This is a genomic window from Pontivivens nitratireducens (assembly GCF_011290545.1).
Classification (GTDB): Bacteria; Pseudomonadota; Alphaproteobacteria; order Rhodobacterales; family Rhodobacteraceae; genus Pontivivens; species Pontivivens nitratireducens.
Window position 1 is genome coordinate 2,077,538 of record NZ_CP049811.1, and the last position, 26,945, is coordinate 2,104,482.

The window sequence follows — 26,945 nt, forward strand, 5'->3', positions numbered from 1 at the left end:
GCGATGTTGCTAAAGGTTATTCGTCGCCGAAGACGCGCGCGAAGATCGTATCGACATGTTTCGTATGATAGCCGATATCGAATTTCTCTTCGATTTCCTCAGCGCTCAACGCGGCCAGAACGTCCGAGTCGCCCAGCAATTCGGTTTTGAAATCAGCGCCTTGCTCCCAGACTTTCATCGCGTTGCGCTGAACCAGCTTATAGGAATCCTCACGGCTGACCCCGGCCTGCGTCAGGGCCAGCAGCACACGCTGGCTCATCACCAGACCGCGGAACTGGTTCATGTTGCGTAGCATATTTTCCGGATATACGACAAGCTTATCAATAACTTGCGTTAAACGGGCAAGGGCGAAGTCCAGCGTCACCGTGGTGTCCGGCCCGATGTTGCGCTCAACGGAGGAGTGGGAAATATCCCGCTCATGCCACAGGGCGACATTCTCCATCGCGGGGACCACAGCCATGCGAACCAGACGCGCCAGACCGGTCAGGTTTTCCGTCAGTACCGGATTACGCTTGTGCGGCATCGCGGAGGAGCCCTTTTGACCGGGGGAGAAATATTCCTCCACCTCAAGCACTTCGGTCCGCTGCAAGTGCCGGATTTCCGTCGCGATCCGCTCGATTGAGGACCCCACAACGCCCAGTGCGGCAAAGAACGCAGCATGACGGTCGCGCGGGATGACCTGCGTCGAAACCGGCTCAGGGCGCAATCCCAGCTTTTCGGTAACGAATTCTTCAACATATGGATCAATATTGGCGAAGGTTCCGACAGCGCCCGAAATAGCGCCGGTCGCGATCTCATCACGGGCCGTCAACAGTCGAATGCGGTTGCGGTCCATCTCCGCATAGGCCTGCGCCATTTTCAGGCCGAAGGTCACAGGCTCGGCATGAATGCCGTGACTGCGACCGATACAGACTGTCATCTTGTGCTCCAGCGCCCGGCGCTTCAGCGCTTCGAGCAGTTTTTCCGTTTGCGCGATCAACAGATCCGCCGCGCGCACCAGCTGCACGTTGAAGCAGGTGTCCAACACGTCCGACGAGGTCATGCCCTGATGCACGAAACGCGCCTCGTCAGCGCCCACATGCTCCGCCAGATGGGTCAGGAACGCGATGACGTCGTGCTTGGTAACGGCCTCGATTTCATCAATGCGGGCAACGTCGAACTCGACATCCTTCGCCTTCCAGACCGCGTCCGCGTTCTCCTGCGGGATCACGCCCAATTGCGCTTGCGCGTCGCAGGCATAGGCCTCGATCTCGTACCAGATGCGGAATTTCGACTCCGCGGACCAGATGGCGACCATTTCGGGGCGGGAATAGCGAGAGATCATGCGGCGGAACCCTTGTTTGAAGACGTTGCGCGGGTGATAGACCCATGACGCCCCGCAAACAAGGGAGAGGCCCGTGACCGACATGCCCGATCAGCTCGAACCCTTCATCGGGCGCTGGACGATCCGCCGCGATATCTTCGATCTGGACAGCAACTGGACCGGCAGGTTCGAGGGCGTCGGCCTGTTCGAGCCGCGTGGCACTGGCCTGTCCTATATCGAAGAGGGCGAGTTGCGCTTCGCCGGTCTGCCATCCTTCAAGGCGACCCGCGCCTATCACTGGTACGCCGAAGAACCTTACATCATCGTCGAGTTCGAGGACGGCCGGTTCTTTCACCGCTTCGACCCGCGACAATCCACCACGCAAGCCTCGCATTTTTGCGATCCGGATACCTATGACGTCCGCTATGTGTTCGATCTGCCGAAAAGCTGGCGCGCGGAATGGCGGGTCGAGGGGCCGCGCAAGGATTACCGCATGGTCACGAATTACACACGATAAAGGCGCGAGCCGTTTCCGGGTCGCGCCTTACTGGTCGCTCACATCTGCTCACCAGTGGTGAGGTTAGCGCTTCAGGATCGCCCGTCCGGCATAGCGCGCGGTCGTTCCCAGTTCCTGCTCGATGCGGATCAGTTGGTTGTATTTCGCCAGCCGGTCAGAGCGGGACAGCGATCCGGTCTTGATCTGGCCGCAGTTCAGCGCCACGGCGAGGTCTGCGATGGTCGCGTCCTCCGTTTCACCCGAACGGTGCGACATGACCGAGGTCATGCGAGCGCGGTGTGCCATGTCCACCGCGTCGATGGTTTCGCTCAGCGAGCCGATCTGGTTCACCTTGACCAGGATGGAATTGCCGGCCTTGTCCGCGATCCCGCGGCTCAGACGCTTGGAGTTGGTGACGAACAGGTCGTCGCCTACCAGTTGCACCTTGTCACCGATCAGTGCCGTCAGGGCGGTCCAACCCTCCCAATCATCCTCGGCCATGCCATCCTCGATCGAGATGATCGGATAGGCGTCCGCCAGATCGGAAAGGTATTGGGCGTTTTCCTGCGATGTCAGGGATTTGCCTTCGCCCTTCATCTCGTACTTGCCGCCCTCGTAATACTCGGTCGAGGCGCAGTCGAGCGCGAGATAGACATCCTCGCCCGCCTTGTAACCGGCCTTGTCGATGGAGGTCATGATGAAGTCGAGCGCCTCGCGGGTGGATGACAGGGCAGGGGCAAAGCCGCCCTCATCCCCGATGCCGGTATTGTGACCCGCCGCGCTCAGCTCCTTCTTGAGCGTATGGAAGATCTCGGAGCCGATCCGCACGGCATCGGCCAGATTTTCCGCACCCACCGGCATGATCATGAATTCCTGAATGTCGATCGGGTTGTCCGCATGTTCACCGCCATTGATGATGTTCATCATCGGCACGGGCAGAACGCGGGCCGAAGTGCCGCCAACGTAACGGTAGAGCGGCAGGCCGACGCTTTCCGCCGCCGCCTTGGCCACGGCCAGCGAAACGCCCAGGATCGCGTTCGCACCGATGCGCGATTTGTTTTCGGTCCCATCCAGTTGGCACAGCATGTCGTCGATCATCACCTGCTCGGTCGCATCGACGCCCAGCAGTTCCTGACAGATCTCGGTGTTAACGGCCTCCACAGCCTTGCGCACGCCCTTGCCCATATAGCGGGCCTTGTCGCCATCGCGCAGTTCGACGGCCTCATGCGCGCCGGTAGATGCGCCCGAGGGAACAGCCGCGCGCCCCATCGCACCGTCTTCCAGATAGACATCGACCTCGACGGTCGGATTTCCACGACTGTCGAGGATCTCGCGTGCGGTAATGTCGATGATGATGCTCATTTAAGCTCTCCTGAAGGAATTGGCCCGGTCGCGCTCTCCTACAACACGTCGCGCCTTGCGCAAAGCCTGTAAAGTCGCGGCTGAATTCATGCCTGATACACGCAAAGGTTGCATTGTGAAGACCTAGATGTATCATCGGATGTATTGAGGGAGGCTTTCACGATGGATCCGACCACTTTTGCATTGGCGTTCGCCACCCGACACCTTGATGCCGTGAGCACCTATTTCGGGCTGTCCAACGCCGATGTTCGTTTCGTTGCAACCACCATCGGAGCCCTGAGCCTGTGCGTCGCTTTCCTGCGTCTGCTTTCGGGACGTCATAAGCGGCAGGAAACGATTGCGGACCCATCAGCAAACGAGTCCTTGCGAAGCATCAGGCGCCAGAGAATGCCGCGCGATATATAGTAATTTTCTGAGCATTACTTTTCTCCTTTAAGTAGAGGATTTGAGAGAATTTAGGAAAACCCCCGAATACGTGCTAAGATAGCGCCCCATAGCGTTCTCGGAGAACGAAATGGCGGGTCGCGAAGATATCGAAACAGTTCGGATCAAGATCCCCACCACCGGCGACAGGAGCGGAACGGAAGTGTTCGGTTTCTCGCAGGATATGCACGGCTTCGGCTTTCTCGCACCCCTGCAAGAACTCAATATAACAGCTTCGGCTCTTCTGGTGTGTTCTCTCTTGGCGATACTTGCAGTCGTCTTTCTTTCTTTGCACATGCGTGCTCGAAAGGCTGGAACGCAAAAGGTCTTCACGACTTTTCAGGCGACTGGGCGCCGCAAAGTGGTTCGCAAGAACGACAGAGCGCGGACGGACTTTCGTGCCCTGCGCAAGAGCAGACGTGAGGTTTGCCGCCCCGATGCTACGATGGAGATTTACGTTCCTCAGCCTTCGCCAGGTTCCACAACGCATCCATCTGAGCCAGATCCGACTGGTTCACATGACTCCCTTCAGCCGCCAGAGCGTCCTCTATCCATCTGAAACGCCGCTCGAATTTGGCGTTCGCGCCGCGCAATGCCGCTTCGGGGTCGATCTTGAGGTGGCGGGCCAGATTGGCCATGACGAACATCAGGTCTCCGAACTCCTCAACCTGATCGTCATGGGTCAGGGTGTCACGCGCCTCTACCAGTTCGGCGCTTTCTTCTTGTAGTTTGTCGAGGACGTCACCGACCTCGGGCCAGTCGAATCCGACACGCGCGGCCCGGTTTTGCAATTTCACCGCGCGGGTCAGGGCGGGCAATCCCAGTGCCACGCCGTCCAGTGTGCGACGCTCCCCCTTATCCGAGGCGGCGCGCTCCTCGGCCTTGATCCGCTCCCAATCCACGGTCTGTTCGGTGGCATCGCGGCCCGGCGCGTCGGCAAAGACATGCGGGTGTCGCCGGACCATCTTGTCACAAATCGCGCGGATCACGTCGGGCAGGGCAAAGTGGCCTGATTCGTCTGCCATCTGCGCGTGGTAGACAACCTGAAGGAGAAGGTCCCCAAGTTCATCGCGCAAATCCGGCATGTCGTTTCGCGCAATGGCGTCGGCCACCTCTGCGGCTTCCTCCATCGTGTAGGGGGCGATCGAGGCGAAATCCTGTTCCCGATCCCACGGGCAGCCATCGGGCGCTCGGAGCCGGGCCATGATCTCGGTCAGACGTTCCATCCGGGCGTCGCCGTTCAGGACCAAAGTGTCGGAGGCGGTTCTGTCGTCGAGTGGTTTCATGGGTCAAAGGTCGCGCGCCGAGGCGGGCAGTGCAAGGCGCATCTTGACCCTGCCGCCACGCGCGACGAACGTACATGACAGCAAAAGGAGTCCCATCATGGCTGTCATCAATCGTATCGCGGAATTCCACGAGGACATGAAGGAATGGCGCCAGCACATCCACGCCAACCCCGAGCTTGGCTATGACTGCCATGAAACCGCCGCCTACGTTGTCGAGAAGCTCAAGAGCTTCGGCATCGAGCAGATCGAGACCGGCATCGCGCAGAGCGGCGTCGTTGCCCTGATCCACGGTCAGGGGGGCGACGGCCCGACGATCGGTTTGCGCGCCGATATGGACGCCCTGCCGATACAGGAAGTGCGCGATCTGCCCTATAAATCCACAAAGCAGGGAAAGATGCACGCTTGCGGCCACGACGGCCACACCACGATGCTGCTGGGTGCGGCCCGCTATCTGGCGGAAACCCGGAATTTCAAGGGCACCGTCGCGTTGATCTTCCAACCGGCGGAGGAAGGCGGCGGCGGCGGCCTGGCAATGTGTGAGGAAGGGGTGATGGATACCTACGACATCGCCCAAGTCTATGGCCTGCATAACCAACCGAGCGAAGCCTTCGGTACGTTTCTGACCCGTCCCGGACCCCTGATGGCCGCGGCGGATACGTTCAGCATCGACGTGGTGGGCGTGGGTGCCCATGCCGCCATGCCGCATCAGGGTATCGACAGCGTGCAGATCGCCTGCCAGATCGCGCAGGGGCTTCAGATGATCGCCGCGCGCAACACGGATCCGTTGAAAAGCTGTGTGCTGTCGATCACGACAATTCATGCAGGCTCCGCCGACAATGTCCTGCCCGCGACGGCGCAGATGGGCGGCACGGTCCGCACGCTGGACGAGGACGTGCGCGAGATGGTGATCGCGCGAATGCAGCAGGTGGCCGTCAATATCGCCGCCGCACATGGCGGGACCGCCAGCGTCACCTACAATCGCGGCTACCCCGTGACGGTCAACCACCCCGCACAAACGGAGCTGGCCGCAAGTGTCGCCCGGGCGGTCATGGGGGACGACAAGGTCACCACCGAAATGATCCCGATGATGGGCGCCGAGGACTTTTCCTACATGCTGGAACGTCGCCCCGGTGCCTATCTTTTCCTGGGAAGTAGCGGAGGTGCGGGGCTTCATCATCCTGAATTTGATTTTAACGATGAGATCAGCCCGATCGGGGCATCCTGGTTCGTTAAGATGGTGGAAACCGCTCAACCCGCAGGGTAGGAAACAACCTCACGCGATTTGCGTGGATACCTTGTGAAAGTTCAATAAAATGGCGGAATGGGAACTCCTTTCCACGCTTCAGGCCGAGGCGTGGAACCAACTTGGTGAGGGCATGATCATCACCGATCCCCAGGGTGTAATCCGGTTCGTCAATCGCGCGGCATCCGAAATGCACGGCGTCACCGAGTTGGGGGTTGAGACGGAAGGCTATTCCGAGGTCTATAACCTGCTGCGCACCGATGGCTCGCAATATCCGTCCTGCGAATTGCCTCTGGCCCGTGCCGTGCGCGACGGTGAGGTGGTCGAAAACGAAATGTGGCTGATCGACCGCCCCGACGGCACCCGCGTCTATGCTGAGGGGTCGGCACGTCGGGTCCATGATGAGCAGGGGAAGGTTCTGGGCGCGGTTCTGACGTTGCGCGACAGGACGATCCGCGAAAACGATATCATGCAGTTGCGACAGTCGCTGGAAACCCAACGGATGCTACTGGATGAGGTCAACCACCGGGTGGCAAACAATCTGGGCCTGCTGATTTCCCTCGTGCGCTATCAACGTCGGCAAACCACCTCGGACGAGGCGTTGGCCGTGCTGGACAAGGTTCAGGTCCGCTTGCAGGTTATGGCCTCGATCCACAGCGCGCTCTACCGCTCGGATGAGGCCGCATCGGTCGATGTCGGCAGCTATTTCGTGCAGATGATGCAGGACGTCGCGCAGGCCCTCGGCGGCGAAACGCCGGTGTCGGTGGAGTGCATGGCGCCCGAGGAAATGGCCCTGCCGGTCAATCAGGTGATTCCGCTGGCGCTGGCAATCAACGAGTTGATGACCAATTCCCTGAAATATGCGTTCATCGGCCGCGATAGCGGTGAGATCAGCCTGTTGATAGAAAGGGTCGATACCAAGCGGATCTTGACCTATCGCGACAATGGCGTCGGCTTGCCTGCCGGTTTCGATCTGGATGCGGCTGGCGGGTTGGGGATGACGATCATTCAGACCCTCGCCCGGCAATTGGCGGCTGAGATCAAGATCGTGCGCGATGCGCCGGGCACCTGCTTCGTGATTGCATTCTAGCGCGGACGTGTTCGCGTGCGGGGGGCCGTTCAGGCCGCCCGCCTTTTTTTAACCGCTTAACGGATACCCGGCTCACCCTGACGGCGGGTGACGTAGGATTTCACGTTGCCGATCATCTCATCCATACCGCTCTCGAAAAAGTGACCAGCGCCGGGAACGGTCTGGTGGGTGACGGTGATGCCCTTTTGCTGTTGCAGCTTTTCTGCCAGCGATGTCACGTCGGCGGGGGGCACCACGCGGTCCGCGTCGCCGTTTATAATCAGGCCCGAGGACGGGCAGGGCGCGAGGAACGTGAAGTCGTACATGTTCGCTGGTGGCGCCACGCTAATAAAGCCTGCCACCTCGGGCCGGCGCATCAGCAACTGCATTCCGATCCACGCCCCGAATGAAAAGCCCGCGACCCAGCACTGGCGCGAATTGGGTGCCTGCGCTTGCAGGTAATCCAGCGCCGATGCTGCGTCGGACAGCTCCCCGATACCTTGATCGTATTCGCCTTGCGAACGGCCCACGCCGCGGAAATTGAACCGCAGGACGGTGAAGCCCATTTCGTGAAAGGCATAATGCAGATTGTAGGTAACCTTGTTGTTCATCGTGCCGCCGAACTTGGGGTGCGGATGCAGGATGATCGCGATGGGGGCGTCCTTGGCCTTCTGTGGGTGATAGCGTCCTTCCAAACGTCCCTCGGGACCGGGGAAAATCACCTCTGGCATATGCCGTAACCTCTTCGTATGTCTGGCCGACGGGAAAGCTTGACTAACCCGGTCGGAAAACCTAGAACTATTCTAAATCGGTCTGCGAATGCAGCCCGTTGACTTGTCGCAGGTAAAGCCTGCTCGTGCGTGCGTCAATAGCCGGGTCCATGTCGGATGATCGGCGGCTGGGAGATAGTGTATGAAACTCAGCACCAAGGGGCGCTATGCCATGATCGCTTTGGCCGATCTCGCCGCCCAACCTGCCGATGACCTGATTACGCTGTCCGAGATTTCGGTGCGTCAGGATATCAGCCTCGCCTATCTGGAACAGCTGTTCGTAAAGCTGCGCCGTGCCGGTCTGGTCGAAAGCGTGCGCGGGCCGGGCGGCGGGTATCGCCTCGCCCTGGATGCGGAGAAGATCCGCGTCAGCGAGATTCTGGCCGCCGTGGATGAAACGATGAGCGCCCTGTCGCGCGGCGCGGGTGTTTCCGGCGCATCCGGCGACACACAGGCGCAAATCCTGACCGACAAGTTGTGGGAGCAGCTGTCCGCTCACGTCTATGTCTTCCTGCATCAGACCAGGTTGAGCGATATTACCTCCGACCAGATGGCACCGTGCCCCGCGGTGCCTGCCATTCTGCAATTGGTGGACGAATGAGCCGCGCCTATCTGGACTGGAACGCCACGGCCCCCCTGCGGGCTGAGGCCCGCGCCACGATGATCGCGGCGATGGATGCGGTGGGTAATCCGTCCTCCGTCCATGCGGAGGGGCGCGCGGCGAAGATGATTGTGGAAACCGCGCGCGCTCAGGTGGCGGCTGCGGTGGGGGCGATGGATGCCGACATCGTGTTCACCTCCGGCGCGACGGAGGCTGCGGCCCTGGCCCTGGCCGGGCGCGATCTGTCCGGCGCAGCGGTGGAGCATGATTGCGTCGGCGTTTGGACACGCGGCGATCTGCCGGTGGACGCCGAGGGTCGTGTTAGCACTCCCGATCCTGCAAGCAGTGCGATTCAGACGGCGAATTCCGAAACTGGCGTGATACAATCGCTGCCCGATGGCCTTGCCTTTACCGATGCGGTTCAGGCGGTCGGCAAGGTGCCATTCGCCTTTTCGTGGAGTGGGGCGCAGATGGCCGCGATCTCGGGCCACAAGTTCGGCGGGCCTAAGGGTGTGGGCGCGCTGATCCTGCGGCAAGGCCTCGATCTGCCCGCGCAGATGCGTGGCGGCGGGCAGGAAATGGGCCGCAGGGCAGGAACCGAGAATGTCATAGCTATCGCCGGAATGGGCGCGGCCATTACCGCCGCTCAGGCCGATCTGGATACAGGCGCGATGGACCGTGTTTCCGAGCTTAGAAATATCCTGGAAGGTGAGTTGAGGGCGGCGTGCCCCGACCTTATCTTGATGGGTGAGGGTGCCCCCCGCCTGCCCAACACAATGTGCATCGCGGTTCCGGGATGGCGCGGCGAAACGCAGGTGATGCAGATGGATCTGGCCGGCTACGCGATTTCCGCCGGGTCCGCATGTTCCAGCGGCAAGGTAAAGGCGTCGAAGGTGATCGGGGCCATGGGCCATGATGACCAGACCGCCTCCAGCACGATCCGCGTCTCGCTTGGGGCCGCCACCACCGAAGCTGAGATCATGGGCTTCGCCGCTGCATGGTCCCGCCAATATGAGAAATTTCGCGCCCGCGCGGCGTGACCCGAAACCACCGGCCCGGCATCGAGAGTGCTGGCCGATAGTACCGAGAATGAGGAAGACCGACATGACCGCATTGGATGAAGTCCAGCTGACCGCGAAAGAAGGCGTCGAGGAAGAGACCGTCGCCGCTGTCCAGTCCCTCGCCGGTAAGTACAAGTACGGCTGGGAAACCGATATCGAGATGGAATACGCCCCCAAGGGCCTGACCGAGGATATCGTCCGCCTGATCTCGGAAAAGAACAATGAGCCGGATTGGATGCTGGAATGGCGGCTGGACGCCTATCGCCGCTGGATCAAGCTGGAGGAGCCGGAATGGGCAATGGTCGATTACCCCAAGATCGACTTTCAGGACCAGTATTACTACGCCCGTCCCAAGAGCATGGCCGAAAAGCCCAAGAGCCTGGATGAGGTGGACCCCAAGCTTCTGGAAACCTACAAGAAACTGGGCATCCCGCTGAAGGAGCAGATGATCCTCGCCGGTGTCGAAGGGGCGGAGAACGTGGACACCGACCGCAAGGTCGCGGTGGACGCCGTGTTCGATTCCGTGTCCGTCGGCACGACCTTCAAGGATGAACTGGCCAAGGCCGGCGTGATCTTCTGCTCGATCTCCGAGGCCATTCGGGACCATCCCGAACTGGTGAAGAAATACCTCGGCTCGGTCATTCCTGCGTCGGACAACTACTATGCCACCCTGAACGCCGCCGTGTTTTCCGACGGATCGTTCGTCTACGTGCCCGAGGGGACCAAGTGCCCGATGGAGCTGTCCACATACTTCCGCATCAACGCGGAAAACACCGGCCAGTTCGAGCGGACGCTGATCATCGCGGAGAAGGACAGCTATGTCTCCTACCTCGAAGGCTGCACCGCGCCCCAGCGCGACATCGCGCAATTGCACGCGGCCTGCGTCGAGCTGGTGCTGCTTGAGGACGCGGAGATCAAGTATTCCACCGTTCAGAACTGGTTCCCCGGGGATGAGGACGGCAAGGGCGGCATCTACAATTTCGTGACCAAGCGCGCCGATTGCCGGGGCGATCGGTCCAAGGTGATGTGGACCCAGGTCGAAACCGGCTCCGCCGTCACGTGGAAATACCCGTCCTGCATCCTGCGCGGCGACGACAGCCAGGGTGAGTTCTACTCCATCGCCATCGCCAACAACTACCAGCAGGCCGATACCGGCACCAAGATGGTGCATCTGGGAAAGCGCACCAAGTCGCGCATCGTGTCCAAGGGCATCTCCGCCGGTCAGGCGCAGAACACCTATCGCGGGCTGGTGTCGATGCACCCCCGCGCCAAGGAATCGCGCAACTATACCCAGTGCGACAGCCTGCTGATTGGCGACAAGTGCGGCGCCCACACGGTGCCTTATATCGAGGTGAAGAACAATTCGAGCCGGGTGGAGCATGAGGCAACCACCTCCAAGGTGGACGACGACCAACTGTTCTACTGCCGTCAGCGCGGCATGGATGAGGAGGAGGCGGTGGCCCTCGTCGTCAACGGATTCTGCAAGGAGGTGCTCCAGGCACTGCCAATGGAATTCGCGATGGAAGCACAGGCGCTGGTTGCAATCTCGCTTGAGGGGTCGGTGGGCTAACGCCTCCGAAAGGGTTCGAACATGAAACATTACATCCCCGCCACGATCATCGCGGCGCTCGTCTATTTCTGCATGAGCTTCTTCTCGGACCTGTGGTTCGAGGAGACGATGCGCACGACGCTGGCTCTGGTCCTCTGGTCGCTGCTTAAGACGGCGATCTTCGCGGGCCTTTTCCACGTCATTCACGGCTTTCTGGGCAAGCTGTTCGGGTTCTACGATTACGACCCGGAGCTGGACGCCCCACGCAATACGACTTCTGAGGATAAGAATAATGCTTGAGATCAAGAACCTGCACGTCAAACTTGAAGAAGAGGACAAGGTAATCCTCAAAGGCGTGGACCTGACCGTCGAGGCGGGCAAGGTGCACGCGATCATGGGGCCGAACGGTTCGGGCAAATCGACGCTCAGCTACGTTCTGGCAGGCCGCGACGGCTATGAAGTCACGGACGGATCGGCCAGCCTGCTGGGGGCGGATATCCTCGACATGGAGCCGGAGGCGCGTGCGGCCGAGGGGCTGTTTCTCGCGTTTCAATACCCGGTCGAAATCCCCGGAGTGGGCAACATGACCTTCCTGCGCACTGCCGTGAACGCACAGCGCAAGGCGCGGGGCGAGGCGGAGCTGACCGCAGGGGAGTTCCTCAAGGTCGTGCGCGAGAAGGCGAAATCCCTCAAGATCGACGCCGAAATGCTCAAGCGGCCAGTCAATGTCGGTTTCTCGGGTGGTGAGAAGAAGCGCAACGAGATCCTGCAAATGGCGATGCTCGAACCGAAAATGTGCATCCTGGATGAGACGGATTCCGGTCTCGACGTGGATGCGATGAAACTGGTTTCCGACGGCGTGAACGCCCTGCGCGACGAGGGGCGGGCCTTCCTCGTCATCACGCACTATCAGCGCCTGCTCGATCACATCAAACCCGACGTGGTGCACATCATGGCCGATGGTCGCATCGTAAAGACCGGCGGGCCGGAACTGGCGATGGAAGTCGAGCAGAACGGCTACGCGGATATCCTGGCCGAGGTGGCGTAATGGTTTCGGTCAAGGCAAAGAAGCTCGCCCCGACCGACGGAATGCTGTCGCGTCATCCGGCGGCACCCGCGGCCACCGGCTGGGCCGACGCGGCCCGTGCCTCGGCGCGTGACCGGCTGGCGGCGGTCGGTGCGCCGCAGCGGCGCGACGAATACTGGTCGTTCACCAATCCCGCGCGTCTGGTCAGCGATCAGCCGATGGCGGCGAAGCCACTGGCGGCGCAGGATACACCTGTTTTCGGGGAAACCGATGCGCTGGTCCTGACTTTTGTCGACGGTGTTTTCGATCCGGCGCAATCGGACGATCTGGCGGGGGAGGGGCTGGAAATCCAAACCCTCTCCGACGCGCTCGGCACCGATATCCACTGGGCGAAGGATCTGTTCGGCGTGCTGGAGGAAAAGGGCCAGACCCCTGTTCCGCGCGAACTGGCGATGCTCAACACCGCCACGGCCACGCAGGGATTTGTGATACGCGCGACCAAGCCTGTCACCCGGCCGGTCCGCTTCGATTATGTCCAGACCTCCGATACCTCCGACGCGGTGATCCGCTCGCTGGTCAAGGTCGATGCCGGTGCCACGCTGACCCTGCTGGAAAGCGGCACGGTCGCCGCCCGGTGCAACACGGTGATGGAGATCGACATTGCCGATGGGGGCGAGCTGCATCACGTCCGCGTTCAGGGCCGCGCCCATGATCGTCAGGTCTTTACCGCCATGTTCGCACGGCTGGGTCGGGAAAGCGTCTATAAATCCTTCACGCTGGCGATGAACGGCGTGCTGTCGCGCAATGAGCAGGTGGTGGAATTCACCGGCGACGACGCGACCGCGCATGTGGCCGGAACTTGCGTGGGGCAGGGCGATTTTCACCACGACGACACGGTTTTCGTTACCCATGACGCGGTGAATTGCGAGAGCCGTCAAGTGTTCAAGAAGGTCCTGAAATCCGGCGCGACCGGTGTGTTTCAGGGCAAGATTCTCGTCAAGAAGGGCGCGCAGAAAACCGACGGCTATCAGATTTCGCAAGGTCTGCTGCTGGACGATGAGGTCAACTTCCTCGCCAAGCCTGAGTTGGAGATCTATGCCGATGACGTGATCTGCTCGCATGGCTCGACCAGCGGCGGTCTGGACGCGACGGGTCTGTTCTATCTGCTCAGCCGGGGTGTTCCGCGTGAAGCGGCGACCAACATGCTGGTCATCGCCTTCATGGATGAGGCCGTTCAGGAAATCGCGGATGAGAAGCTGGCGGATGAGATGCGCACACATATCGCGGGCTGGCTCGACCGGCACAGCGCGGGCTGAGGGCGGATGAGCACGACCGGCAAGATTTTCGCCGCGTGGGGCAACCCGCGTGGCGTGATGCGCGATCAGATGAATGCGGGCGACATCGACGGTCGCGCGCTGACCTTCATCCTGATCGCGGGCATCCTGCTGTCCATCGCCAACCTTCCCAATGCGATGTTGCAGGGGGGGCTGACGGATGATGCTGCCAGCGAACCTGCGGCCGCTCTGATCGCGGCGCGCTTCTTTCAGGTCGCGATCGGTGCGTTGGCGCTTGCCCTTGTCGGGCTGCTGGTGGCGCCGCTCAGCCATCTTGCCGCCCGCGCCTTCGGCGGTGTGGGCAGTTGGGCGACCACGCGACTGGCGCTTTCCTGGTCGCTGATGACGCTGGTGCCGCTGGCAATGCTCTCGGGCGTTCTGCTGGCGGTCGGCGTCGCCAGCGATACCACCTGGCTTGTCGAGGCGAGCTTTCTGGCCGGTCTGGCGGGGCAGTTGGTCCTGCTCTACGTCTGGTCCGGATCGCTGGCCGAGGCGGAAGGATTTTCCAGAACATGGCCCACGATGCTCGTCATGGCGGCGATCTTCATCGCGCTTTACGGGATTCTTACGTTGCGGATATTGGCGTGACAGTCGCGTTGCCTGATTTTCACCCCATTTCGGGTTTAGCCTGCGGCAAGACGATCAGGAGCAGCGCAATTGGCCCAGGAATTCGACATCACGCACGGTCATTTCGAGGAACGTCACGCCGGTATGGCATGGCGTATCGCGGATGCATGGCTTCACATGGGGACCTCGACCCGGCGATTGATCCGCGAACATCCGTCCGAGGGGCGTTTGCTGTTCTACGTTCTGATGGCCGATATCGTGGTGTTCCTGTCCTGGACACTGAAAACGGTCGTGGTGCCGCACCCCGATGCCCCCATTCCATTGCGGGTCAGCCTGTGGCTGGTGCTGATGCTGATGGGGCGCACTGCGATCATGTACGGGTTCGCGGCGGTGGCAGGGGCGGTGCTGAAATTGCTCGGCGGGCGCGGCAGCTGGCGCGACACCCGCGCGGGCGTGTTCTGGGGCGGGTTCGTCGCAGCGCCGTTCAGCCTGTTCGCGGCGCTGGTGACGGTTGCTCTGGCAGCTTCGTATGGGCCGGGTTCGGGTACGGGCAGCTGGTATGTCATCCCGCTTTACTGGGTCAGCCTGATTCCGTTCATCTGGTACATCGCCGGTGGATTGGCGGAGGCACAGCGGATGCGGTTCGCGCCGATCTTTCTGGGCTTGTCGGTCCTGACCGTTTGCGCGCTATTCGCCGCATTGGTCGCCAGCGCCCGCGGCATTATCTGAACCTGATAGATTTACCGGCCTTCCAAGGTCGACGTGACGTGCACATGAAGTCGCGCGTCGAGAGGGATTCCAATGTATGATGTTTTCAAGATCCGGTCCGATTTTCCGATCCTGTCGCGTGAGGTGAACGGCAAGCCTCTGGTCTATCTCGATAACGGGGCCAGCGCGCAAAAACCGCAGGTTGTGATCGACGCGATCAGCCGCGCCTACGGTCAGGAATATGCCAATGTCCACCGGGGTCTGCACACGCTGTCCACCATCGCCACGGAAAACTACGAGGCCGTGCGCGGCAAGGTCGCCCGTTTCCTAGGCGGCGTGCCGGAAGAGGAGATCATCTTCACCACCGGCGCGACCGAGGGGTTCAACCTGATCGCCTATGGCTGGGCGATGCAGAACCTGACCGCCGGGGATGAGATCGTGCTGAGCGTCATGGAGCATCACGCCAATATCGTACCGTGGCATTTCCTGCGCGAACGCATGGGCGTGAAACTGGTCTGGGTGGAGCCTGAGGTCGACGGCTCCTTCGATCCCGCCCGCGTGGCGGAGGTTCTGACGGACCGCACGAAGCTGGTGACGTTGACGCATATGTCCAACGTTCTGGGCACCGTGGTGGATATCGCGGCTGTGGCGGATATCCTGCGTCCGCGCAGCATTCCGCTGGCCGTCGATGGCTCGCAAGCGGCGGTGCATACACCGGTCGATCTGACGGTGCTGGGTGCCGATTTCTACTGCATCACGGGGCACAAGCTCTATGGTCCCTCCGCATCGGGTGCCGTCTGGATCAAGGCGGAGAGGATGGCCCAGATGCGGCCCTTCATGGGTGGCGGCGACATGATCCGCACCGTGACGCGCGACGACATCACCTATAATGACCCTCCGCATAAATTCGAGGCCGGTACGCCGGGTATCGTGCAGACAATCGGGCTGGGCGCGGCGCTGGACTACATGACCGCCGCCGGGATCGAGAACATAGCCGCCCATGAGGCGGACCTGCGCGACTACGCTCAGGATCGGTTCCGGTCGCTCAACTGGCTGCATTTGCAGGGGACTGCGGCGGGCAAGGGGGCGATCTTCTCGTTCACCATGGATGGTGGTGCGCATCCGCATGATATCTCCACCATTGTCGATCAAAAGGGCGTGGCCGTGCGCGCGGGGCATCATTGCTGCCAGCCATTGATGCAGCACATGGGCGTCAATGCCACTTGCCGCGCCAGCTTCGGCATGTACAACACCCGCGACGAAGTGGACACGTTGATTGACGCGCTGGAAACCTGCCACCGGTTGCTGGGCTGAAATCCACCCCCGGCCCCTTGCCATTCCGGCCGGGCTGCGCACCTATGAGCCACATCATTTCAGGAGGCCGCGATGAGCGAAGAGAATAAAGACGAAAAACCGACCGTTGACCCAATGAACGAACGCCTCCTCAAATCCCGTCAGATCATCATCTGCGAAGGGATCGACCAGAAACTGGCGATGCGTGTCAGCGCGCAATTGCTGGCCATGGCGGCGGAGAATGACGAACCGATCACCCTGTTCATCAACAGCCAGGGCGGCCATGTCGAGGCGGGCGATACCATCCACGACATGATCCGCTTCGTGAAGCCAAAGGTGCGGATCGTCGGAACCGGCTGGGTGGCCAGCGCGGGCACGACGATTTTCCTGGCCGCGGACAAGGAGGATCGCTTCTGCCTGCCCAACACGCGTTTCCTGATCCACCAACCCTCGGGCGGGGTCGGCGGACAGGTGACGGACATCACCATTCAGGCCGCGCAGATCGAGCGGATGCGCGAGCGTCTGGCCCACATGATCGCGGACGCGACGGGGCAGAGCTTCGAGCAGGTTATGAAGGATATCGACCGTGACCGTTGGATGACCACATCCGAGGCGGCGGAATACGGCATCCTGGGCACTGTCATCTCCTCCCAGTCCGAACTGGACTGAGGGAAACTGTTCCCGCCGGTGGCGATGCCTCCGGCGGGGATATTTGAACGACCAAGCTACTGTCCGCGCGGCACCAGCCTCGTCACTCCGATCGCATCGGCACGGGCGCGATCCTCGCTCAGGCTCATCGGAATGTATTCCCCGCGTCGCCACAGCACGGCCAGATCGTCGTAATGGCGTGACAGGACATGACCGGATTGACCGGTCGAGATGATGTAGCGCGAGTTTTCCGGGTCTCCGAAATCCACGACGAACCGCAGACCGGATGCGTGCACGTTCGCATATGGGTTGGGTTGCGCGCCTGACAGCCGCCCCCGCATCAGCGTATCGTCGCCACCGCCCGTCGGTTGCACGATGGAGGCGATCAGCGCGATGCCCGGAATGCGGCCCAGCACTTCATGCTCCTGCATCGCCAGATGCGCGTCGCCCCAGCGCCAGGCCTCGACCCGGGTGCCATAGGTGTCACGCAACTCGGCCAGTGCATCGTTCAATGCCCGGACCGTCATGTCTCCGCAGGTCTCCTCCACCTGCGAGGTGGAGATGTTGCACCACTCGGACGCGCCGTCCACATCTCGGAACACACGCTCGATAAACAGCGGTTGCAGCCGGGTCATGCGGTCGGCCATCGCGCCGCCAAGCTCGTCGCGTACCAGATGCCGTTGCAGATTGCGCACCCAGGCCGCGTAAATCAGCGGCTCGGGGCCGTGCTCGCTCATCTCGCCGTTCCATTCGGCCAAACGCTCTAGCGCGACCTGCCGCAGTGGTGCGAGGGCGTCATCCTCCACCGGGGAACCGGTCCACCATAGATCGCGTCCGATCAGGGGCAGCAGGATGCGGGCGGTCTGGCTGACGATATCCGTTTGCGCCTCGACGAAGCTGTCCACGGTGTGAAACTCCCGCTCCGCCAATAGCCTGCGCGCGCGCTGGATGCGCTGGGTGTCGCCCCACACATGGCTGAGGTGATAGGGAAACGCCCGGTCGGTGGTCCGGTTGTTTGTGTTGAGGACGAGGCCCGAGCGCGGGTCGATATCGGCCGGCATCTGATCGCGTGTAACGTAGCCCTGCCAATCGTTTTGCGCGACCCAGCCGGGCACCGGAATGCGCCCCATGCCCTGATGCGAGTCCTGTCGCAACGGCGCAAGTCCGCCCACTACCATCGCGACGGTGTTTGCGTCGGCCATGGTGAAATTCTGGCTGGGCGCGATCATGCCGCGCAGGGCGCGACGCCCCTCGTCGATATTCCGCGCATGCTGCATCTCGATCAGCGTGTCCATCGAGCGATCTGTCGGGTCCAGCGCTGTCCAGGCCAGCGCCGCGACATGGCCGGGAGGGGTGATCCTGCCCGCACCGAAGGCATCCCCCGGCAGCACCGGCCCATGGCGGGTCCGGCGCAGGGTGACGGTGCGTGCGGGCGCGTCACCCACACCGATCAGAACCTCGCGCGAGGTCAGCGCAGCGTAGCCGTCGGGCGTCAGGTATTCACTTGGATCGTCGGGGTTCAGCTTCTCGATATACAGGTCCTGATCGTCGGTATAGGCCGTGGTCAGTCCCCAGGCGAAGCTCTCATTACGCCCGGCGATGATGCCCGGCATTCCGGGGATCGTGCCGCCGATGGCCCCGCCGCCGGGGAATTCCAGCCGGGCCAGCATCCAGATGGTGGGCGCGCTCAGCCCCAGATGCGGATCGTTCGCCAGCAAGCTGCTGTCCGAGGCCGACCGGCTCGCATCCACTGCCCATGCATTCGACGCACCCGCCATGCCGAACTCCGCCACCGGGTCCAGCGCTTGCCGCAGGGGCAGGGGGGTGTTCGCGGGCTGCATGTCAAACAGATCCGCGAATTCAGGTTGTGCGAGGGATGACAGGCGCGGGGCCTCGGGCATGATGTCCAGCAGTCGGTCCGGCGGCAACAGCAGGGACAATTCGGCGCGCCGCACCTCCGACACCGCATGGCCGGACAGCTGCAACGCCATGAGGCGGTTCACCGCGACGGAATCCGCCGGGGTCCATGGTGAGATTTCACGCGAAAACAGGAAGAATTCCGGTGAGCCGCGGCCCAGAGCTTCCTCGCGCACTTGCGTCAGACGCGCGTTCACTCCGGCGGAATAGGCACGCAACGCGGCCTGGGTGTCGGGGCTTTGATGCTCCACCATCTGCCGGGCGACGCCATATATATCCAATGTGCGCAACAGAACGTCTGTGTCGAAGGTCGCCTCACCGAAAATCTCGCTCAGCCGTCCCTGCGCGGTGCGGCGCAAGACGGTCATCTGCCACAGCCGGTCCTGCGCGTGGGCATAGCCCAGACCGAAATACACGTCCTCATCCGTTTCGGCGAAAATATGCGGAACTGCGTTGTGGTCACGCACGATCTCGACGGTGCTGCCCAGACCCGTCACCTCGACCCGGTTATCGTATTGCGGCAGCGATCCGGAGGCCAGATACCAGACCAGCGCCAGAACCAGCAATCCCAGCACGATCAGCCCGACGAAGGCACGGACCAGCCATTTGAAGAGTGTCGCCACGTGGATGCTCCGTTCCGGTTGGGGGCAGTTGCAGGCCAAAGCAGTAGCAGCGGCCTTGACTTGGTTCAATGCGGGCCGGAAACCTGTGCGCGCACATCATCGGGAGGATAAGACATGGCACGTTGCGCATTTATCGGATTGGGGGTCATGGGCTATCCCATGGCGGGGCATCTGCGCGCGGCGGGGCATGACGTCACCGTCTACAACCGCACTGCGACAAAGGCGGAGGCCTGGGTGCAGCAGCATGGCGGGCAATCCGCCCCGACCCCGGCGCAGGCCGCGCAGGATGCGGAATTCGTGTTCTGTTGCGTCGGCAACGATGCCGATCTGCGATCCGTCACGACGGGGCCGCAGGGCGCCTTTGGCACGATGTCGCCCGATGCGGTCTTTGTCGATCATACGACCGCTTCCGCCGATGTGGCGCGCGAACTCGCTGCGGCTGCTGGGGAGGCCGGGTTTCACTTTATCGACGCACCGGTCAGCGGCGGTCAGGCCGGGGCCGAAAACGGCGTGCTGACGGTGATGTGCGGCGGCGAGGAGCCGGTTTACAAACGCGCCGAACCGATCATCGCCGCCTTCGCCAAATCGTGCCGCCTGATGGGGGAGGCGGGCGCGGGCCAGATCACCAAGATGGTCAACCAGATCTGCATCGCGGGGCTGGTGCAGGCATTGAGCGAGGGGATCAACTTCGCACAGAAGGCGGGCCTCGATGGTCACGCGGTCGTCGATGTGATCTCCAAGGGCGCGGCGGGCAGCTGGCAGATGGAAAACCGAGGCGGCACCATGCTGGAAGGCACCTTCGATTTCGGTTTCGCCGTGGACTGGATGCGAAAGGATCTGGGCATCGTTCTGGACGAGGCGCGCAATATCGGCGCCTCCGTTCCCGTGACAGCCACGGTCGATCAGTTCTATCAGGACGTTCAGAACATGGGCGGCGGGCGCTGGGACACCTCCAGCCTCATCACCCGGTTGCGCCGGATGGATGGCGAATAGCGCGGGGCGTTCGAAAAGCACCGTTGAACCGGGGCGGGCGGCTCGCTAGGTACGGGGCAGCAGGAGGATATTCATGACTTTCGACCGTTCCATCAAGATCGCACCGTCGATCCTCGCCGCCGACTTCGCCAATTTTGGGGCGGAATGCGCCGCGGTGGAAAAGCAGGGGGCCGACTGGGTCCATGTGGATGTGATGGACGGGCATTTCGTGCCGAACATCACCTTCGGCCCCGCCACCTGCGCCGCGATCAGACCGCATATCGCGGGCGTTATGGATGTACATCTGATGATTGCCCCCGCCGATCCGTATCTGGAGGGATTTGCCAAGGCCGGAGCCGATATCCTGACCGTCCATGCCGAGGCTGGTCCCCACTTGCACCGCTCGCTGCAGATGGTGCGCAATCTGGGGTGCCGCGCCGGTGTGGCCCTGAACCCCGCCACGCCTGCAAGTGCCGTGGAATACGTGCTCGACCGGATCGACCTGATTTGCGTCATGACTGTGAACCCCGGCTTCGGTGGGCAGAGCTTCATCGACAGTCAGATCGAAAAGGTCCGCCAATTGCGCGCCATGATCGGTGACCGCCCCATTCATATCGAGATCGACGGCGGCATGACGCCCGAGACCGCGCCGTTGATGGCGGCTGCCGGAGCAGATGTGCTCGTCGCGGGCTCCGCCGTGTTCAAGGGCGGTTCGGTTACCAACCCCGCCCCCTATGGTGAAAATATTCGCGCCATCCGCGTCGCCGCTGAAAAAGCGACCGGAGTCCTCGTTTGATGGATGAGAGCTTGAACGTCTTCGGCCAGCGGCTGTTGGCGTGTGGTGGGGGTGATCGCGTCACGGGCTGGTTTCGCAACGGGGCCTGTGACACCTGCGCAGAGGATACCGGCTCCCACACGGTTTGCGCGATCATGGATGATGAGTTTCTGGCCTTTTCGAAATATGTCGGCAATGACCTCAGCACGGACCGGCCGGAATACGGTTTTGCCGGATTGAAGGCGGGCGATGCGTGGTGCCTGTGCGCCTCACGCTGGGCACAGGCCGCGGATGAGGGCTGCGCCCCGAAGGTCGTGCTGCAAGCCACGCATCAAAAGGCCCTCGCGGTCTGCGATTTCGAGACGCTCAAACGTCACGCGGTCGATCTGTAGGCGGAACGCCTACGCTGGAGTCAGAGGCCTTCCTCAGCGATCAGCGTCGCCACGTCCTTCGCGAAATAGGTCAGGATGCCGTCGCAACCCGCACGCTTGAAGGCGGAAAGGCTCTCCAGCATTGCGGCCCGTCCGTCGATCCAGCCGTTCTGGGCGGCGGCCTGTATCATCGCGTATTCGCCGGACACCTGATAGGCATAGGTCGGCACGCTGAATTCCCGCTTAACCCGGGTGCAGATGTCCAGATAGGGCATTCCCGGTTTGACCATCACCATGTCGGCACCCTCGCTCAGGTCGATGGCGACCTCGCGCAGGGCCTCGTCGGAATTGCCGGGGTCCATTTGATAGGTCTTCTTGTCGCCCTTCAAGGCGCCGGTGGCGCCCACCGCATCGCGGAACGGGCCGTAGAAGGCGCTGGCATATTTCGCGGCATAGCTCAGGATCGTCACGTCGGGAAAGTCGTTCTGCTCCAGCGCTTGCCGGATGATCGCGATGCGCCCGTCCATCATGTCGGACGGGCCGAGGATATCCGCCCCCGCCTCCGCATGGGCCAGCGCCTGCTGTTGCAGGGCCATCAGGCTCTCGTCATTCACGACCACGCCGTCGCGCACGATGCCGTCATGCCCGTCGGAGTTATAGGGGTCCAGCGCCACGTCCAGCATGACGCCGATATCGGGAACCTGCTTCTTGATCTCGCGCGTAGCGCGGTTCACCAGGTTTTCGGGGTTCCACGCTTCCTCCGCGCCCGGCGTCTTCACGTCCGGATCGGTATAGGGAAACAGCGCGATGCACGGGATGCCCAAACCGGCGGCCTCATTCGCCTTTTCCGCCACCAGATCGACGCTGACACGTTCCACCCCCGGCATGGAGGCGACAGGCTGACGCTGATCCACGCCATCCGTCACGAAGATCGGCCAGATCAGGTCGTCCACGCCCAGCGTGGTTTCGCGGACCAGACGGCGCATCCAGTCAGCCTGACGCAGGCGGCGCGGGCGGGTCATGGGAAAGGGGGCGGTGGGATGTGGCATGGGGTTCTCCTGTCTCGAAGGTTGTTTCGCACGGGGCCGCGACATGGCTCAAGCGAAAACCCGCTTGTCGTCACCTGCACGCGGGCTATGCTTCGGTTTCCCCGCACGAAGGCCATGCACTGCTGGCCCCGACAGGAAAGACTGCCTCTTGCTCTCGCTCATCAGCGAATTTCTGGATTTTTCGACGTTCTTTTCGGTCTGGTACTGGGTCTTCCTTGCGCTTGCATGGTCGTCGCGGACCCACTGGACGCTGGGCGCGCCGTTCGATTCTGTTGTCCGGGCGGAAAAGCGCGGCGGCAGGTGGGAGGATGACCTGGATGCCATCGTGCACGCCATGGCCGCCCGTTTTGCCATGTTCATGCAGCATGGCGGGCCGTGGGTCGTGGGCATCGCGATGTTCCTGCTGGCAGGTCTGGTCACAGCCAGCGTTGTCACGCAGAACGAGATGGTGCGCGGAATTACCGCATTCGCAGTACCAATGATGATCGCGGAGTTCGGAGACATACGGCTGGCCCTTCGGATCGAGCGGACGGGGCTGCGCGGTTACGATCTGCGCCGCGCCCTGGTCTGGCGGCGGTTTCTCAATCAGGTGACGGGTCTGTTCTCGCTGATCCTCGCGGCCACGCTGGCGGTGATCACGCTGGTGCAGGCGCAGCAGTTTGCGCCGTGGTGATCCGCCCTCTTGCAGTACTGCGGTTCGCAGGCTAGTTCGCCTGTGATGAAGGATGGCGGACCCCTCAAGAGCGGGGCCGTGCTGGTCGGTGGCGCCCCCGAGGGCCACGACGCGCGGCTGATCGCGGATTACGTGCGACGCGAGGGTGGCCCCCTCATCCATGTCGCGCGCGACGATGTGCGCATGGCGGCGGTGCAGGCCTCACTGAAATTCGTAGCACCCGATGTGCCGGTGTTGAGCTTTCCGGCATGGGATTGCCTGCCTTACGACCGGATCTCACCGGCGGCGGAGATTTCGGCCAAGCGTATGGCGACGCTTGCCACGCTGGCTGACGGGTTCACCCGGCCTGCCATTATCGTAACCACGCTGAACGCCGCGACGCAACGTCTGCCCGCACGTTCGCTTGTCGCGGATGCCTCGTTCACCGCGACGACCGGATCGCGACTGGATGAGGCGAAGTTGCGCGCCTGGCTGGTGCGCATGGGCTTTTCGCAAACCTCTACGGTGACGGAGCCGGGGGACTACGCCATTCGCGGCGGCCTGATCGACATCTATCCGCCGGGTCCGATGGGGCCGGTGCGGCTGGATTTGTTCGGGGACGTGCTCGATTCCGTGCGCCGGTTCCGCGCCGACACGCAGCGCACGACGGAAACGATCGACCGGATCGAGCTTGCGCCGGTGTCCGAGGTTGTCCTCGACACACCTGCAATTGAGCGGTTCCGCAAGAGCTATCGTGAGACATTCGGCCAGCCGGGGCCGGAGGATGCGCTCTATGAAAGCGTCAGCGCCGGGCGAAAGCATCAGGGCTATGAACACTGGGCGCCGCTGTTTCATGAGACGATGCAGACCCTGTTCGACTATCTGCCCGATGCGCCCGTCACGCTGGACGATCAGGTCGATGCCGCGCGCAGCGCGCGCTGGGACACCATCGAGGATCATTACCGCGCCCGGCGCGAGGTGTTGGGGGAGAAGAAGGGCCGGCGCGATGCCGCCTACAAACCCTTGCCGCCCAAGGCGCTGTACCTGGACGATGCCGACTGGGACGCGGCGATGCATGCCCGCGCCGTGCGCAAATTCTCCCCCAATCCTACGCCCTCCGGCCCCGGCGTCATCGACGCGGGCGCGCGCACCGGGCGCAGCTTCGCGCCGGAGCGTCAGGCCGAAAACCTCAGCCTGTTCGGCGCGTTGGCCAAGCATGTGGCCGAGCGGCGCAAATCCTCGGGCGTGGTCATCGCGTCCTATTCCGTCGGCGCGCGCGAGCGGATGGGAACGCTGCTGGCCGATTCCGGGATCGGGGACGCGACCTTTATCGACCGGCTGACCGATGCGGGCGGCAAGGGCAGCCTGAGCCTGGCCGTATGGGGGCTGGATTCCGGGTTCGAGGCACCGGACCTGACCGTCATAGCCGAGCAGGACGTGCTGGGCGACCGCCTGGTCCGCCGGGGTCGGCGCAAGCGGCGGGCGGAGAATTTCCTGACCGAGGCGACATCCCTGACCCCCGGCGATCTGGTGGTGCATGTCGAACACGGCGTGGGCCGCTATCACGGGTTGGAGACGATCACCGTCACCGGCGCGCCGCACGAATGTCTGGCGCTGGAATATGCCGACAACGCGCGCCTGTACCTGCCGGTCGAAAATATCGAACTGCTGACCAGATTTGGCCATGAGGAAGGCCTTCTCGACAAGCTGGGCGGTGGCGCATGGCAGGCCAAGAAGGCCCGGCTGAAGGAGCGGATCAAGCTCGCCGCCGAACGCCTGATCGCTGTGGCCGCCGAACGCGCGCTGCGCACCGCGCCGGTCCTGACGCCCCCTGACGGATTGTGGGATGAGTTCTGCGCCCGCTTCCCCTATCAGGAAACCGACGATCAGCTGTCCGCCATCGACGACGTGCTTGAGGATATGTCCTCGGGCAAGCCGATGGACCGTTTGATCTGCGGCGATGTGGGCTTCGGTAAGACGGAGGTCGCCCTGCGCGCCGCTTTTGTCGCCGCGATGTCCGGCACGCAGGTCGCGGTGATCGCGCCGACGACCCTGCTTGCCCGACAGCACTACAAGGCCTTTGCCGAACGGTTTCGCGGCCTGCCGGTCAAGGTTCGCCAGATGTCGCGCTTCGTCTCGACCAAGGAGATGGCCGCTACGCGCGACGGTCTGGCCCGCAATGAGATCGAGATCGTCGTCGGCACCCATGCGGTGCTGGCCAAGAACATGAAGTTCGCCAATCTGGGCCTGCTCATCATTGATGAGGAGCAGCATTTCGGCGTGCAGCACAAGGAGCGGCTCAAGGAGCTGCGCTCCGACATCCATGTTCTGACCATGACCGCAACGCCGATCCCGCGCACCTTGCAGCTCAGCCTGTCGGGGGTGCGTGAGCTGAGCATCATCGGCACGCCGCCGGTCGATCGTCTGGCGATCCGAACCTATATCTCCGACTTCGACGCGCTAACCGTGCGCGAGGCGCTGCTGCGTGAGAAATATCGCGGCGGGCAGGCGTTCTACGTGGTGCCCCGCGTCACTGATCTGAAGGAGATCGAAGATTTCCTGCGTGAGGAGGTGCCGGAGGTATCCTTCATCACCGCGCACGGGCAGCTTGCCGCGGGCGATCTGGATGACCGGATGAATGCATTTTACGACGGGCAATATGACGTTCTGCTGGCCACGACCATCGTGGAATCCGGCATCGACATCCCGGCGGCGAACACGTTGATCGTGCACCGGGCCGATATGTTTGGCCTGTCGCAACTCTACCAGATCCGGGGCCGTGTCGGGCGCTCGAAAATCCGTGCCTACGCATACCTGACCACCAAGAAGCGCAAGAAGCTGACCCCCGCCGCGCAAAAGCGTCTGCGCGTGCTCGGCTCACTCGACAGTCTGGGGGCGGGTTTCGCGCTGGCCTCACAGGATCTGGACATTCGCGGAGCGGGCAACCTGCTGGGTGAGGAACAGTCGGGGCAGATCAGGGAAGTCGGTTACGCCCTGTATCAGGACATGTTGGAGGAGGCGATCAACAAGCTGCGCTCCGGCAAGGGGGAAGGGCTGACCCCTGACGGCCAGTGGTCACCTCAGATCAATCTGGGCGTGCCCGTGCTGATCCCCGAGGCTTACGTGCCCGACCTAGATGTTCGGCTCGGTCTGTATCGCCGCCTGTCGTCGCTGGATCGCAAGGTGGAACTGGAAGGTTTCGCCGCCGAACTGATCGACCGTTTCGGCACGCTGCCGCCCGAGGTGGACACCTTGCTGAAGGTCGTGCGGATCAAGGCGATGTGCCGCAAGGCCAATATCGGCCGGCTCGACAGCGGCCCCAAGGGCGCGACCGTGCAGTTCCATGAAAACCGCTACGCCAGACCCGAGGGGTTGATCCAGTTCATTCAGGATCAGAACGGCCGGGCCAAGATCAAGGACAACAAGGTCGTCGTCGCCCGCAACTGGCCGGACGAGGCGACGCGGATCAACGGCTCGTTCGCGATTGCACGCGATCTGGCACGGCTGGCAAAAAAATAATTCCGGTAAATCCGTGGGAACTAATTCCGCCTCGTGGTGTTGGTCGGGCATGCAACACACGAATTTAACGGACGGAGTAATATCATGAAAGTCGCGATCGGAATTATCGTCGCCGTACTTGTCGTACTGGGATTGTTCTTCTTCTTCGACCTGAATCAGACTCAGGACGGCGAGCTTCCCAATGTCGAAGTTACGGGCGGCGAAATGCCTGAATACGACGTCGATGCGGGCGATGTCGATGTTGGCACGACTGAGCGGACTGTCACCGTTCCTACCGTCGACCTCGAGTCGCCTGAGGAAGAAGCCATCGAAGGCCAGTGATAGAGT

26 protein-coding genes are annotated in these 26,945 nt (G+C 62.2%); 20 read left to right on the forward strand and 6 right to left on the reverse strand.

Annotation, left to right across the window (positions count from 1 at the left end; all coding sequences use genetic code 11):
* Positions 1-16: 16 nt before the first annotated feature.
* Positions 17-1,324 carry an adenylosuccinate lyase gene (gene purB / locus G8E03_RS10315; protein WP_166191324.1) on the reverse strand — a complete coding sequence of 436 codons (1,308 nt, stop codon included), beginning with the start codon at positions 1,322-1,324 and terminating at the stop codon, positions 17-19.
* A gap of 82 nt (positions 1,325-1,406) precedes the next feature.
* Between purB and G8E03_RS10320 the strand changes: the two genes are divergently transcribed.
* Complete coding sequence (locus G8E03_RS10320; RefSeq protein WP_166194108.1) at positions 1,407-1,820, forward strand: DUF6314 family protein; 414 nt, start codon at positions 1,407-1,409, stop codon at positions 1,818-1,820.
* A 63-nt stretch (positions 1,821-1,883) separates the two neighbouring features.
* On the opposite strand, the gene eno is transcribed toward G8E03_RS10320, so the two are convergent.
* A complete protein-coding gene (gene eno, locus G8E03_RS10325; RefSeq protein WP_166191326.1) occupies positions 1,884-3,161 on the reverse strand; it encodes a phosphopyruvate hydratase in 1,278 nt (425 codons plus the stop codon).
* A gap of 162 nt (positions 3,162-3,323) precedes the next feature.
* On the opposite strand from eno, the gene G8E03_RS10330 reads away from it, so the two are divergent.
* Complete coding sequence (locus G8E03_RS10330) at positions 3,324-3,566, forward strand: hypothetical protein (RefSeq protein WP_166191328.1); 243 nt, start codon at positions 3,324-3,326, stop codon at positions 3,564-3,566.
* Between the two features lie 458 nt (positions 3,567-4,024).
* Here G8E03_RS10330 and mazG read toward each other — a convergent pair whose 3' ends face one another.
* Positions 4,025-4,870: a nucleoside triphosphate pyrophosphohydrolase gene (gene mazG / locus G8E03_RS10335; protein WP_166191330.1), complete on the reverse strand. Its 846-nt coding sequence runs from the start codon at positions 4,868-4,870 to the stop codon at positions 4,025-4,027.
* Between the two features lie 97 nt (positions 4,871-4,967).
* Here mazG and G8E03_RS10340 point away from each other — a divergent pair, with 97 nt between their 5' ends.
* Positions 4,968-6,134, forward strand: a complete 1,167-nt coding sequence (locus G8E03_RS10340; RefSeq protein WP_166191332.1) for a M20 aminoacylase family protein — start codon at positions 4,968-4,970, stop codon at positions 6,132-6,134.
* Positions 6,135-6,183: 49 nt separating this feature from the next.
* Positions 6,184-7,203, forward strand: coding sequence for a sensor histidine kinase (locus G8E03_RS10345; RefSeq protein ID WP_166191334.1), 1,020 nt, complete (start codon positions 6,184-6,186; stop codon positions 7,201-7,203).
* A gap of 56 nt (positions 7,204-7,259) precedes the next feature.
* On the opposite strand, the gene G8E03_RS10350 is transcribed toward G8E03_RS10345, so the two are convergent.
* Positions 7,260-7,913, reverse strand: coding sequence for an alpha/beta hydrolase (locus tag G8E03_RS10350; protein ID WP_166191336.1), 654 nt, complete (start codon positions 7,911-7,913; stop codon positions 7,260-7,262).
* 181 nt (positions 7,914-8,094) lie between these two features.
* Here G8E03_RS10350 and G8E03_RS10355 point away from each other — a divergent pair, with 181 nt between their 5' ends.
* From G8E03_RS10355 to G8E03_RS10400, 10 genes are all read left to right on the forward strand, one after another.
* The gene (locus tag G8E03_RS10355) at positions 8,095-8,553 is read left to right on the forward strand and encodes an Rrf2 family transcriptional regulator (protein ID WP_166191338.1); all 459 of its coding nucleotides are present in this window, start codon (positions 8,095-8,097) and stop codon (positions 8,551-8,553) included.
* The gene (locus G8E03_RS10360) at positions 8,550-9,593 is read left to right on the forward strand and encodes a cysteine desulfurase family protein (RefSeq protein ID WP_166191340.1); all 1,044 of its coding nucleotides are present in this window, start codon (positions 8,550-8,552) and stop codon (positions 9,591-9,593) included. Before G8E03_RS10355 ends, G8E03_RS10360 begins: the two co-directional genes overlap by 4 nt.
* Positions 9,594-9,657: 64 nt before the next feature.
* A complete protein-coding gene (gene sufB / locus G8E03_RS10365) occupies positions 9,658-11,184 on the forward strand; it encodes a Fe-S cluster assembly protein SufB (protein WP_166191342.1) in 1,527 nt (508 codons plus the stop codon).
* A 21-nt stretch (positions 11,185-11,205) separates the two neighbouring features.
* Positions 11,206-11,463 carry a hypothetical protein gene (locus G8E03_RS10370; RefSeq protein WP_166191344.1) on the forward strand — a complete coding sequence of 86 codons (258 nt, stop codon included), beginning with the start codon at positions 11,206-11,208 and terminating at the stop codon, positions 11,461-11,463.
* Entirely contained in the window at positions 11,456-12,211 is a 756-nt protein-coding gene (gene sufC, locus G8E03_RS10375; RefSeq protein ID WP_166191346.1) for a Fe-S cluster assembly ATPase SufC, read from the forward strand. The genes G8E03_RS10370 and sufC overlap by 8 nt, the downstream gene beginning before the upstream one ends.
* Positions 12,212-12,252: 41 nt before the next feature.
* The gene (locus G8E03_RS10380) at positions 12,253-13,506 is read left to right on the forward strand and encodes a SufB/SufD family protein (RefSeq protein ID WP_166194111.1); all 1,254 of its coding nucleotides are present in this window, start codon (positions 12,253-12,255) and stop codon (positions 13,504-13,506) included.
* 6 nt (positions 13,507-13,512) lie between these two features.
* On the forward strand, positions 13,513-14,112 hold the full coding sequence (locus tag G8E03_RS10385) for a YIP1 family protein (protein ID WP_166191348.1): 600 nt from the start codon (positions 13,513-13,515) through the stop codon (positions 14,110-14,112).
* Between the two features lie 69 nt (positions 14,113-14,181).
* Positions 14,182-14,820, forward strand: coding sequence for a hypothetical protein (locus G8E03_RS10390; protein ID WP_166191350.1), 639 nt, complete (start codon positions 14,182-14,184; stop codon positions 14,818-14,820).
* Positions 14,821-14,892: 72 nt separating this feature from the next.
* On the forward strand, positions 14,893-16,113 hold the full coding sequence (locus G8E03_RS10395; protein ID WP_166191352.1) for a cysteine desulfurase: 1,221 nt from the start codon (positions 14,893-14,895) through the stop codon (positions 16,111-16,113).
* Between the two features lie 114 nt (positions 16,114-16,227).
* Positions 16,228-16,761 (forward strand): ATP-dependent Clp protease proteolytic subunit, encoded by a 534-nt coding sequence (locus G8E03_RS10400; protein WP_240910329.1) that lies wholly within the window; start codon positions 16,228-16,230, stop codon positions 16,759-16,761.
* 56 nt (positions 16,762-16,817) lie between these two features.
* Here the strand turns inward: G8E03_RS10400 and G8E03_RS10405 are convergent, their stop codons facing one another.
* Positions 16,818-19,280: a penicillin acylase family protein gene (locus G8E03_RS10405; RefSeq protein WP_166191356.1), complete on the reverse strand. Its 2,463-nt coding sequence runs from the start codon at positions 19,278-19,280 to the stop codon at positions 16,818-16,820.
* 114 nt (positions 19,281-19,394) lie between these two features.
* On the opposite strand from G8E03_RS10405, the gene G8E03_RS10410 reads away from it, so the two are divergent.
* The 3 genes from G8E03_RS10410 (at position 19,395) to G8E03_RS10420 (ending at position 21,419) form a co-directional block, all read left to right on the forward strand.
* Positions 19,395-20,273: an NAD(P)-dependent oxidoreductase gene (locus tag G8E03_RS10410; protein ID WP_166191358.1), complete on the forward strand. Its 879-nt coding sequence runs from the start codon at positions 19,395-19,397 to the stop codon at positions 20,271-20,273.
* Between the two features lie 73 nt (positions 20,274-20,346).
* Entirely contained in the window at positions 20,347-21,048 is a 702-nt protein-coding gene (rpe, locus tag G8E03_RS10415; protein WP_166191360.1) for a ribulose-phosphate 3-epimerase, read from the forward strand.
* Positions 21,048-21,419 carry a DUF2237 family protein gene (locus G8E03_RS10420; RefSeq protein ID WP_166191362.1) on the forward strand — a complete coding sequence of 124 codons (372 nt, stop codon included), beginning with the start codon at positions 21,048-21,050 and terminating at the stop codon, positions 21,417-21,419. Before rpe ends, G8E03_RS10420 begins: the two co-directional genes overlap by 1 nt.
* 20 nt (positions 21,420-21,439) lie before the next feature.
* On the opposite strand, the gene hemB is transcribed toward G8E03_RS10420, so the two are convergent.
* Complete coding sequence (hemB, locus tag G8E03_RS10425) at positions 21,440-22,447, reverse strand: porphobilinogen synthase (RefSeq protein ID WP_166191364.1); 1,008 nt, start codon at positions 22,445-22,447, stop codon at positions 21,440-21,442.
* Between the two features lie 148 nt (positions 22,448-22,595).
* Between hemB and G8E03_RS10430 the strand changes: the two genes are divergently transcribed.
* The 3 genes from G8E03_RS10430 (at position 22,596) to G8E03_RS10440 (ending at position 26,939) form a co-directional block, all read left to right on the forward strand.
* Positions 22,596-23,120, forward strand: a complete 525-nt coding sequence (locus G8E03_RS10430) for a hypothetical protein (RefSeq protein WP_166191366.1) — start codon at positions 22,596-22,598, stop codon at positions 23,118-23,120.
* Between the two features lie 45 nt (positions 23,121-23,165).
* Positions 23,166-26,618 carry a transcription-repair coupling factor gene (mfd, locus tag G8E03_RS10435; protein WP_166191368.1) on the forward strand — a complete coding sequence of 1,151 codons (3,453 nt, stop codon included), beginning with the start codon at positions 23,166-23,168 and terminating at the stop codon, positions 26,616-26,618.
* Between the two features lie 84 nt (positions 26,619-26,702).
* Positions 26,703-26,939: a hypothetical protein gene (locus tag G8E03_RS10440; protein WP_166191370.1), complete on the forward strand. Its 237-nt coding sequence runs from the start codon at positions 26,703-26,705 to the stop codon at positions 26,937-26,939.
* The last annotated feature ends 6 nt before the right edge of the window (positions 26,940-26,945 follow it).

Coding starts and splice junctions, on each gene's coding strand:
- mfd (WP_166191368.1), top strand. CDS start 23,166: ATGAAGGATGGCGGACCCCTCAAGAGCGGGGCCGTGCTGGTCGGTGGC.
- G8E03_RS10340 (WP_166191332.1), top strand. CDS start 4,968: ATGGCTGTCATCAATCGTATCGCGGAATTCCACGAGGACATGAAGGAA.
- hemB (WP_166191364.1), bottom strand. CDS start 22,447: ATGCCACATCCCACCGCCCCCTTTCCCATGACCCGCCCGCGCCGCCTG.
- rpe (WP_166191360.1), top strand. CDS start 20,347: ATGACTTTCGACCGTTCCATCAAGATCGCACCGTCGATCCTCGCCGCC.
- G8E03_RS10350 (WP_166191336.1), bottom strand. CDS start 7,913: ATGCCAGAGGTGATTTTCCCCGGTCCCGAGGGACGTTTGGAAGGACGC.
- eno (WP_166191326.1), bottom strand. CDS start 3,161: ATGAGCATCATCATCGACATTACCGCACGCGAGATCCTCGACAGTCGT.
- G8E03_RS10330 (WP_166191328.1), top strand. CDS start 3,324: ATGGATCCGACCACTTTTGCATTGGCGTTCGCCACCCGACACCTTGAT.
- G8E03_RS10395 (WP_166191352.1), top strand. CDS start 14,893: ATGTATGATGTTTTCAAGATCCGGTCCGATTTTCCGATCCTGTCGCGT.
- purB (WP_166191324.1), bottom strand. CDS start 1,324: ATGATCTCTCGCTATTCCCGCCCCGAAATGGTCGCCATCTGGTCCGCG.
- G8E03_RS10380 (WP_166194111.1), top strand. CDS start 12,253: ATGCTGTCGCGTCATCCGGCGGCACCCGCGGCCACCGGCTGGGCCGAC.
- G8E03_RS10440 (WP_166191370.1), top strand. CDS start 26,703: ATGAAAGTCGCGATCGGAATTATCGTCGCCGTACTTGTCGTACTGGGA.
- G8E03_RS10370 (WP_166191344.1), top strand. CDS start 11,206: ATGAAACATTACATCCCCGCCACGATCATCGCGGCGCTCGTCTATTTC.
- sufB (WP_166191342.1), top strand. CDS start 9,658: ATGACCGCATTGGATGAAGTCCAGCTGACCGCGAAAGAAGGCGTCGAG.
- G8E03_RS10400 (WP_240910329.1), top strand. CDS start 16,228: ATGAACGAACGCCTCCTCAAATCCCGTCAGATCATCATCTGCGAAGGG.
- mazG (WP_166191330.1), bottom strand. CDS start 4,870: ATGAAACCACTCGACGACAGAACCGCCTCCGACACTTTGGTCCTGAAC.
- sufC (WP_166191346.1), top strand. CDS start 11,456: ATGCTTGAGATCAAGAACCTGCACGTCAAACTTGAAGAAGAGGACAAG.
- G8E03_RS10345 (WP_166191334.1), top strand. CDS start 6,184: ATGGCGGAATGGGAACTCCTTTCCACGCTTCAGGCCGAGGCGTGGAAC.
- G8E03_RS10385 (WP_166191348.1), top strand. CDS start 13,513: ATGAGCACGACCGGCAAGATTTTCGCCGCGTGGGGCAACCCGCGTGGC.
- G8E03_RS10355 (WP_166191338.1), top strand. CDS start 8,095: ATGAAACTCAGCACCAAGGGGCGCTATGCCATGATCGCTTTGGCCGAT.
- G8E03_RS10420 (WP_166191362.1), top strand. CDS start 21,048: ATGGATGAGAGCTTGAACGTCTTCGGCCAGCGGCTGTTGGCGTGTGGT.
- G8E03_RS10360 (WP_166191340.1), top strand. CDS start 8,550: ATGAGCCGCGCCTATCTGGACTGGAACGCCACGGCCCCCCTGCGGGCT.
- G8E03_RS10410 (WP_166191358.1), top strand. CDS start 19,395: ATGGCACGTTGCGCATTTATCGGATTGGGGGTCATGGGCTATCCCATG.
- G8E03_RS10320 (WP_166194108.1), top strand. CDS start 1,407: ATGCCCGATCAGCTCGAACCCTTCATCGGGCGCTGGACGATCCGCCGC.